Annotated in this window: 7 protein-coding genes; 1 reads left to right on the plus strand and 6 read right to left on the minus strand. The window is 67.3% G+C overall.

The window, feature by feature from the left end; translation table 11 throughout:
• Positions 1–65 precede the first annotated feature (65 nt).
• From N5D45_RS18910 to rlmD, 6 genes are all read right to left on the minus strand, one after another.
• A complete protein-coding gene (locus tag N5D45_RS18910; RefSeq protein WP_010482830.1) occupies positions 66–812 on the minus strand; it encodes an S-methyl-5'-thioinosine phosphorylase in 747 nt (248 codons plus the stop codon).
• 82 nt (positions 813–894) lie between these two features.
• Positions 895–1,449, minus strand: a complete 555-nt coding sequence (locus tag N5D45_RS18915; RefSeq protein WP_005410592.1) for a hypoxanthine-guanine phosphoribosyltransferase — start codon at positions 1,447–1,449, stop codon at positions 895–897.
• Positions 1,449–2,456, minus strand: a complete 1,008-nt coding sequence (nagZ, locus tag N5D45_RS18920; protein ID WP_010482829.1) for a beta-N-acetylhexosaminidase — start codon at positions 2,454–2,456, stop codon at positions 1,449–1,451. Before nagZ ends, N5D45_RS18915 begins: the two co-directional genes overlap by 1 nt.
• Positions 2,457–2,621: 165 nt before the next feature.
• A complete protein-coding gene (locus N5D45_RS18925) occupies positions 2,622–3,317 on the minus strand; it encodes a DsbA family oxidoreductase (RefSeq protein WP_010482828.1) in 696 nt (231 codons plus the stop codon).
• A gap of 111 nt (positions 3,318–3,428) precedes the next feature.
• Positions 3,429–3,914: a CYTH domain-containing protein gene (locus tag N5D45_RS18930; protein ID WP_043402365.1), complete on the minus strand. Its 486-nt coding sequence runs from the start codon at positions 3,912–3,914 to the stop codon at positions 3,429–3,431.
• A gap of 33 nt (positions 3,915–3,947) precedes the next feature.
• Positions 3,948–5,282, minus strand: coding sequence for a 23S rRNA (uracil(1939)-C(5))-methyltransferase RlmD (gene rlmD / locus N5D45_RS18935; protein ID WP_010482826.1), 1,335 nt, complete (start codon positions 5,280–5,282; stop codon positions 3,948–3,950).
• A 127-nt stretch (positions 5,283–5,409) separates the two neighbouring features.
• On the opposite strand from rlmD, the gene N5D45_RS18940 reads away from it, so the two are divergent.
• Positions 5,410–6,138, plus strand: coding sequence for a response regulator (locus tag N5D45_RS18940; protein ID WP_010482825.1), 729 nt, complete (start codon positions 5,410–5,412; stop codon positions 6,136–6,138).
• Positions 6,139–6,508: the final 370 nt, after the last annotated feature.

Below are 6,508 nucleotides of genomic sequence, written 5' to 3' on the forward strand. Positions count from 1 at the left end.
GAATGGGTGGTGTACGCTGAACCCGCGCACAAGCTGAGTATGCAAAGCTTGCTCGGGGAAGACAATCACCCCCGTGCCAATTCGCCCACCAGTTCCGGAAGTCCGTTGCCGGCCGCCTGCACGTTGGCCAGCACTTCGGCCATCGTAATCTCCTCGCCATCACCACACCCGGCAGCCCAGTTGGCGATGATCGCCAGGCAGGCGTAATCCAGCCCCAGCTCGCGTGCCAGCGCGGCTTCCGGCATGCCGGTCATGCCCACCAGGTCGCAGCCGTCGCGGCGCATACGGGCGATTTCAGCGATGGTTTCCAGGCGCGGGCCCTGCGTTGCGCCGTAGCAGCCACCGTCATGGACCGTGACACCGGTCACTTTGGCCGCGGCCAGGATCTTGCTGCGCAGCATCGGCGTGTACGGGTGGCCGAAATCGACGTGGACCACGTCGGTGCCTTCTTCTTCACAGATCGTGCTGATGCGGCCCCAGGTGTAGTCGATGATCTGGTCCGGGCAAGCCAGCACGCGCGGACCAAAGTGTTCGGTGATGCCCCCCACCGTGTTCAACGCCAGCACGCGCTGCGCGCCCAGTTGCTGCAGCGCGGCCAGGTTGGCGCGGTAGTTGATCTTGTGCGGCGGCAGCGAATGGCCTTCGCCATGCCGCGCCAGGAACGCCACGCGATGGCCGAGCAGCGTACCGACGCGCACCGGGCCCGACGGGCGGCCGAAGCGGGTGTCGACCTCGTGGGTCTGCACATCGTCAAGCTTGGCCAGATTGTAGACACCGGTACCGCCGATCACGGCCAGGGCGATCTGTTGCATTCGAAGCACTCCATGAAAAGACGAACGCCGGCACCCGAGGATGCCGGCGGCAGAAGAAGACGCGCCGCGGGCGGCTGCGCCGTTATTCCTTCATCGCGTAGATGGCCGGCACGCAGCGCAGGGTTTCATTGACGTCCATGCCGAAGCCGAACACGTAGCGGTCCGGCAGTTCGATGCCGGCGTAGTCGGCGGTCACGTCCGGCAGCGCGCGGTCGTGCTTCTTCACCGTCATCGCGGCGATGCGCACGTCGGTCGCGCCCTGTTCCAGGCACCAGGTGCGCACGCCCTGCAGGGTGTAGCCCTCGTCCAGGATGTCGTCGACCAGCAGCACGCGGCGGCCGAACAGCGAAGTGGCCGGCTTGTGCTTCCAGACCAGGTCGCCGCCGGTGGTTTCACCGCGGTAACGGGTAGCGTGCAGGTAATCGAACTGCACGTCCTGGCCGCGCGCGCCCAGTTCCAGTGCCAGCTGGCCGGCGAACGGCAGCGCACCGTGCATGATGGACAGGAACAGCGGCACCTCGCCCTTGTAATCGCGCGCGATGGCGTCGGCGATACCAGCGATGGCCTTGTCGATGGTGGGGCGGTCGACCAGCAGGTCAGCCTGGGCCAGGGCCTGGGAAATGGTGAGGTTGGGCATCAGACGGTTCTTCCAAGGGTTTCAAGCAGACGGGATTGGGTGTCGCCATGGCGGGCATCGGCCAGCAGGCCATCCCAGCCAAGCGCGCCACGGCCGATCAGGCCCAGCAGCGCAGCAGTATTGAGGGAGCGTCCCTGCACCGCGTGCAGGGCTTCATCGACCAGTTCCGGGTGGCAGACCAGCACCACGTCGCAGCCGGCATCCAGATGCGCGTGCACGCGCGCGGGCACACCACCGGCGCTGTGCGAGGCGGCCATGCCGATGTCATCGGAGAACACCACGCCGCGGAAGCCGAGCTCGCCGCGCAGGATGTCCTGGATCCAGCGCGGCGAGTAGCCGGCCGGTTCAGGCGCAATCTGCGGGTAGATCACGTGCGCCATCATCACCGCGTCGGCACCGGCGGCGATGCCGGCCTGGAATGGCACCAGGTCCTGCGCGCGCAGCTCGTCCAGCGCGCGCGGGTCGATCGCGGTATCCACGTGGGTGTCTTCCAGCACGGTGCCGTGGCCGGGGAAATGCTTGAGCGTGGCGGCCATGCCGACCGAATGCATGCCGCGCACGTAGGCGGCGGTGAACGCGGCCACCACCTGCGGGTCTTCACTGAAGGCGCGGTTGCCGATGGCACGGTTGCCACGGCCAAGGTCGACCACCGGCGCGAAGCTCAGGTCCACACCGCTGGCCCGTACCTCGCTGGCCATCAGCCAGGCGTGCCGTTCGGCCAATGCCAAGGCCTGCTGCGGGTCGGTGGCATACAGCGCACCAATGTCCTGCAGTGGCGGCAGATCGCTGTAACCCTCGCGGAAACGCTGCACGCGGCCGCCTTCCTGGTCCACGCAGATCAACTGCGGGCGTGGGGCAGCGGCGCGGATGGCCGCGCTCAGATCGGTCACCTGCTGGCGCGAGGCGAAGTTGCGCTTGAACAGCACCACCCCGGCCACGGCATCGTGCTGCAGCCAGTCACGTTCCTGGGCGGTCAGTTCGGTACCGGCAACGCCGATCAGCAGCATGGTCGATCTCCACAACGCGCGCCCGCATGGCGCAGTGCCGCATTGTCGCAGAACCGGCCGACAGGCGCAGTGGTCAGAAAAAGGGGACGGAGGGGATCAAGGCGCAATCGACCCAGGTGGGCTGGATACCTCTTGATCCCCTCCGTCCCCTTTTGGGGGGGCAGGTCAGACCTTGCAGCCGTCCGGGCCGCAGGCCTCGTCGCCGTCAGCCGACGCTGCCGGAGCGCCCTGTTCGGCCGCGATCTGGCGCAGGGCGTTGGCGAAGGCCTCCGGCGGCTGTGCCCCGGAAATGGCCCACTTCCCATCGATGACGAAGGTCGGCACCGAAGAAACGCCCAATGCGTGGGCCTGCGCCAGCTTGGCTTCGACCTCGGCCAGGCCGCGGTCGGAGGCCAGCATCTGCGCGATTTCGCCGGCGTCGAGGCCGCCCGCCACGCCGGCCTTGATCAGCACCGAGGGGTCGGCCAGGTTCTGGCCATGCTCGAAGTGGGCGCGGAACAGAGCCTCGCCGACCGCATCCTGCACGCCGTGCTCGCCGGCCAGCCACAGCACCCGGTGCGCCGGCAGCGTGGTCACCCGCACCTGGCCCTGGCTGAAGTCCATCGGCAGGCCCTCGGCACGCGCGGTGGTCTGGGTCTGGCCGAGGATCTGCTCGGTACGCTCGACGCCCCCGAACTTGCGCACGTAGGCCTCGCGCAGCGGCACCGGGGTGGCGTCCGCATCCGGATCCAGCTGGAACGGCTGCCAGTGGATATCGAGTTCAGGCGCGTTCGCGCCCAGCAACTGCACGCCCTGCTGGAAACGATGCTTGCCGATCCAGCACCAGGGGCAGACCACGTCGGAGTAGATATCGATTCTCATCCCCACGACATGGGGCCCGCCTCCCTCGTTAAAAGGGGACGGAGGGGACTAAGTCGGTTCCCGCACAGGTGGGGTAAAGATGACTTAATCCCCTCGTCCCCTTTTTGGGATTCACCACTGTGAATAGGGGTGACTGGCCAGCGCGACGTTGTAGTAGCGCGCATCGTCGGTGACTTCGGCACCCACCCAATCCGGCAGGTCGATCGCCTGGTCGGCGCTGTCCAGCTCGACCTCGGCCACCACCAGGCCGGCGTTGTCGCCGAGGAACTCGTCCACCTCCCAGGTCAGGCCGGCGTGTTCGACCAGATGACGGCGCTTGTCGATCAGGCCACCCACGCACAACGCCAGCAGTGCGCGTGCATCGTCCACCGGGATCGGGTAATCGAACTCCTGGCGGGTATGGCCGATGGTGCGCGACTTCAGGTTCAACGCGGCGTGGTCGCCTTCGATGCGCACCCGCACCGAGGCGTTCTGGGTGCCGCGGTCAAGCGCGCCCATGTCGTTGATGTAGCCCTGCGCCATCGGGATCACCCGGTGCGCGGCGGCGCGCCAGCCATCGCTGCTGACGAGGAATTTGCGTTCGATTTCGATGCCCATCGCACCATTATGCGCGATGGGCATGACAGCCGATCAGCGCTTCTCGAACACCGCGATGCTTTCCACGTGCGCGGTGTGCGGGAACATGTCCATGGCACCGGCGCTGACCAGGGTGAAGCCCTGTTCGTTGACCAGATAGCCGGCATCGCGGGCCAGCGAGCCCGGGTGGCAGCTGACGTAGACGATGCGCTTGAACTGCTTCAGCGGCAGCTGCTGCAGCACTTCGATCGCGCCCGAGCGCGGCGGGTCCAGCAGCAGCTTGTCGAAGCCCTGGCGCATCCACGGCGTGCTGCGCTGATCCTGGGTCAGGTCGGCGCTGAAGAACTGGGCGTTGGCCAGGCCATTGCGCTCGGCGTTCTCACGGGCACGCGCGACCAGGCCGGCATCGCCTTCCACGCCGACCACTTCGCGCACGCGGCGCGCCAGCGGCAGGGTGAAATTGCCCAGGCCGCAGAACAGGTCCAGCACGCGCTCGTCCTCACCCGGTTCCAGCAGGTCCAGGGCGTGGGCGATCATCTTCTCGTTGAGCTTGGCATTGACCTGGATGAAGTCCAGCGGACGGAACGCCAGTTCCACGTCCCACGGCGCCAGCCGGAACGACAGCGGCACGCCCTGCCCGTCCAGCGGCTGCACGGTGTCCACGCCGCCGGACTGCAGGTAGATCACGAAGCCATGCTGCTGGCCGAAGGCGGCCCAGGCCGCACGATCGGCATCGCTGAGCGGCTGCAGGTGGCGCACGGTCAGGACCACGGCCTGGTCACCGGCGATGAACTCGATCTGCGGAATATCGCGCTTGCCGTCGAGCGATTCGATGAAAGTGGACAGCGCCTCGACCTTGGTGCCGATTTCCGGGATCACGGTCAGGCACTGGCTGAGGTCGGCGACGAAACGCGGGTCCTGTTCACGGAAGCCGACCAGGGTCTTGTCCTTCTTCTCGACCCGGCGCACCGAGAAGCGGCCCTTGCGCCGGTAGCCCCAGCTCTCGCCGACCAGTGGCGCCAGCACGGTTCCCGGCTTCACGTGGCCGATGCGCTCCAGGTTGTCCATCAGCACGCGCTGCTTGGCCACGATCTGCTGGTCTTCGTCCAGGTGCTGCAGCACGCAGCCGGCACAGGTGCCGAAGTGCGGGCACTTCGGGGTGACGCGCTGCGGCGAGGCCTTCAGCACTTCCACCGTGCGCGCTTCGTCGAAATGGCGGCTGCGGGCGGTCTGTTCGGCCATGACCACCTCACCCGGCAGTGCGCCGCTGACGAAGGTGACCTTGCCGCCCTCACCCTCACGGCGGGCGACGCCGCGACCATCATGGCTGAGGTCGAGGATCTCGGTCTGGAACGGGGTACGGTCGATGCGGGAGCGGGATCGGGCCACGTGGCAACAGGCTGCGGGCAAAAATGGGGGCGTATTGTCGCAGATCCTGACCGGCAGGGCCCGGACCCGCTTGCGCCCGCCGCCGCCGTGCTTGATGATTGCAACAGCTGACATGGAGGCAGCCCTGATGCAGATGACCCCGCGGGCCAGCCGGCCCCGCTTCCTGCTTGTCGAGGACGACATCATCAGCCGCGGTTTTTTCAAGGCGGCGTTGGAAACGTTACCGGCGGACGTGGACACCGCAGATTCACTGGCCAGTGCGCTGGCGAGCGCCGAACCCGGCGCGCATGACCTGTGGCTGATCGACGTCAACCTGCCGGACGGCAATGGCGCGCAGCTGCTGCGCGAACTGCGCCGTTCACACCCCGACACCCCGGCGTTGGCGCATACCGCCGATGGCGACACCTCCATCCATGCCCGCCTGCGTGAAGCTGGCTTCAGCGACACGCTGGTCAAGCCGCTGGGCCGCGACCAGTTGCTGAAAGCCGTGCGCCGCGCGCTGGTGAACAGCCCCGCGGGGATCTTCGTTGCGCCGGCTCCGGCTGCGGTCGAGCTGCAGGTGCAGGACTGGGACGAGACCGCGGCACTGGCCGCGCTCAATGGCCAGCGCAACCACCTGATCGCCCTGCGCGAGCTGTTCCTGGCCGAGTTGCCGGGGGTACGCGACGCGGTCGAGCAGGCCGTGGACCAGCACGACGAGCGCCAGCTGCGCAGCCAGCTGCACCGGTTGCAGGCCAGTTGTGGCTTCGTCGGCGCGGCACGGCTGGGACGCGCGGTGCGGCAGCTGCATCATGCGCCGGAGTCCGGGCAGGCCCAGGACGGATTCCGCGCGGCGGTGGCAGCGCTCCTGCACTGAGGGGGGGCGGCAGGGCTTGCAGCCCTGCACCTGCTTCAAGCCAGAGCAACAGCCGAAGCAACGGCAACAGCAGGCACCCCGTGGGATGGCGGGGCACTGTGGGTATGCGGGGACGGCGCAAGTACGTCCATGTAGCCTTGGTCGCGCCATCCATGGCGCTCACACCCCGCAAACCCACAGTGCCCCGCCTTCGACAGTTGACCGGTGGCCAGTAGATCCACGCCATGCGTGGATGAATCTCTGTCAGATATCGAAATTCAAACTGGGGTCAGATCCGTTTTCCTTCGGAAAACGGATCTGACCCCGTCGGCATGTCCAACAGCTCGCAAGAATCTGTCGAAGGCGGGGTGGGTCCGGTTGCGGGAGTGTC

This window comes from Stenotrophomonas sp. GD03819 (genome assembly GCF_029841665.1).
GTDB lineage: Bacteria > Pseudomonadota > Gammaproteobacteria > Xanthomonadales > Xanthomonadaceae > Stenotrophomonas > Stenotrophomonas geniculata.

Excerpts from the sequence above, each read along its gene's own strand:
- N5D45_RS18910 (WP_010482830.1), bottom strand. The coding sequence starts at position 812 with ATGCAACAGATCGCCCTGGCCGTGATCGGCGGTACCGGTGTCTACAAT.
- N5D45_RS18915 (WP_005410592.1), bottom strand. The coding sequence starts at position 1,449 with ATGCCCAACCTCACCATTTCCCAGGCCCTGGCCCAGGCTGACCTGCTG.
- nagZ (WP_010482829.1), bottom strand. The coding sequence starts at position 2,456 with ATGCTGCTGATCGGCGTTGCCGGTACCGAACTGACCGCCCAGGAACGT.
- N5D45_RS18925 (WP_010482828.1), bottom strand. The coding sequence starts at position 3,317 with ATGAGAATCGATATCTACTCCGACGTGGTCTGCCCCTGGTGCTGGATC.
- N5D45_RS18930 (WP_043402365.1), bottom strand. The coding sequence starts at position 3,914 with ATGGGCATCGAAATCGAACGCAAATTCCTCGTCAGCAGCGATGGCTGG.
- N5D45_RS18940 (WP_010482825.1), top strand. The coding sequence starts at position 5,410 with ATGCAGATGACCCCGCGGGCCAGCCGGCCCCGCTTCCTGCTTGTCGAG.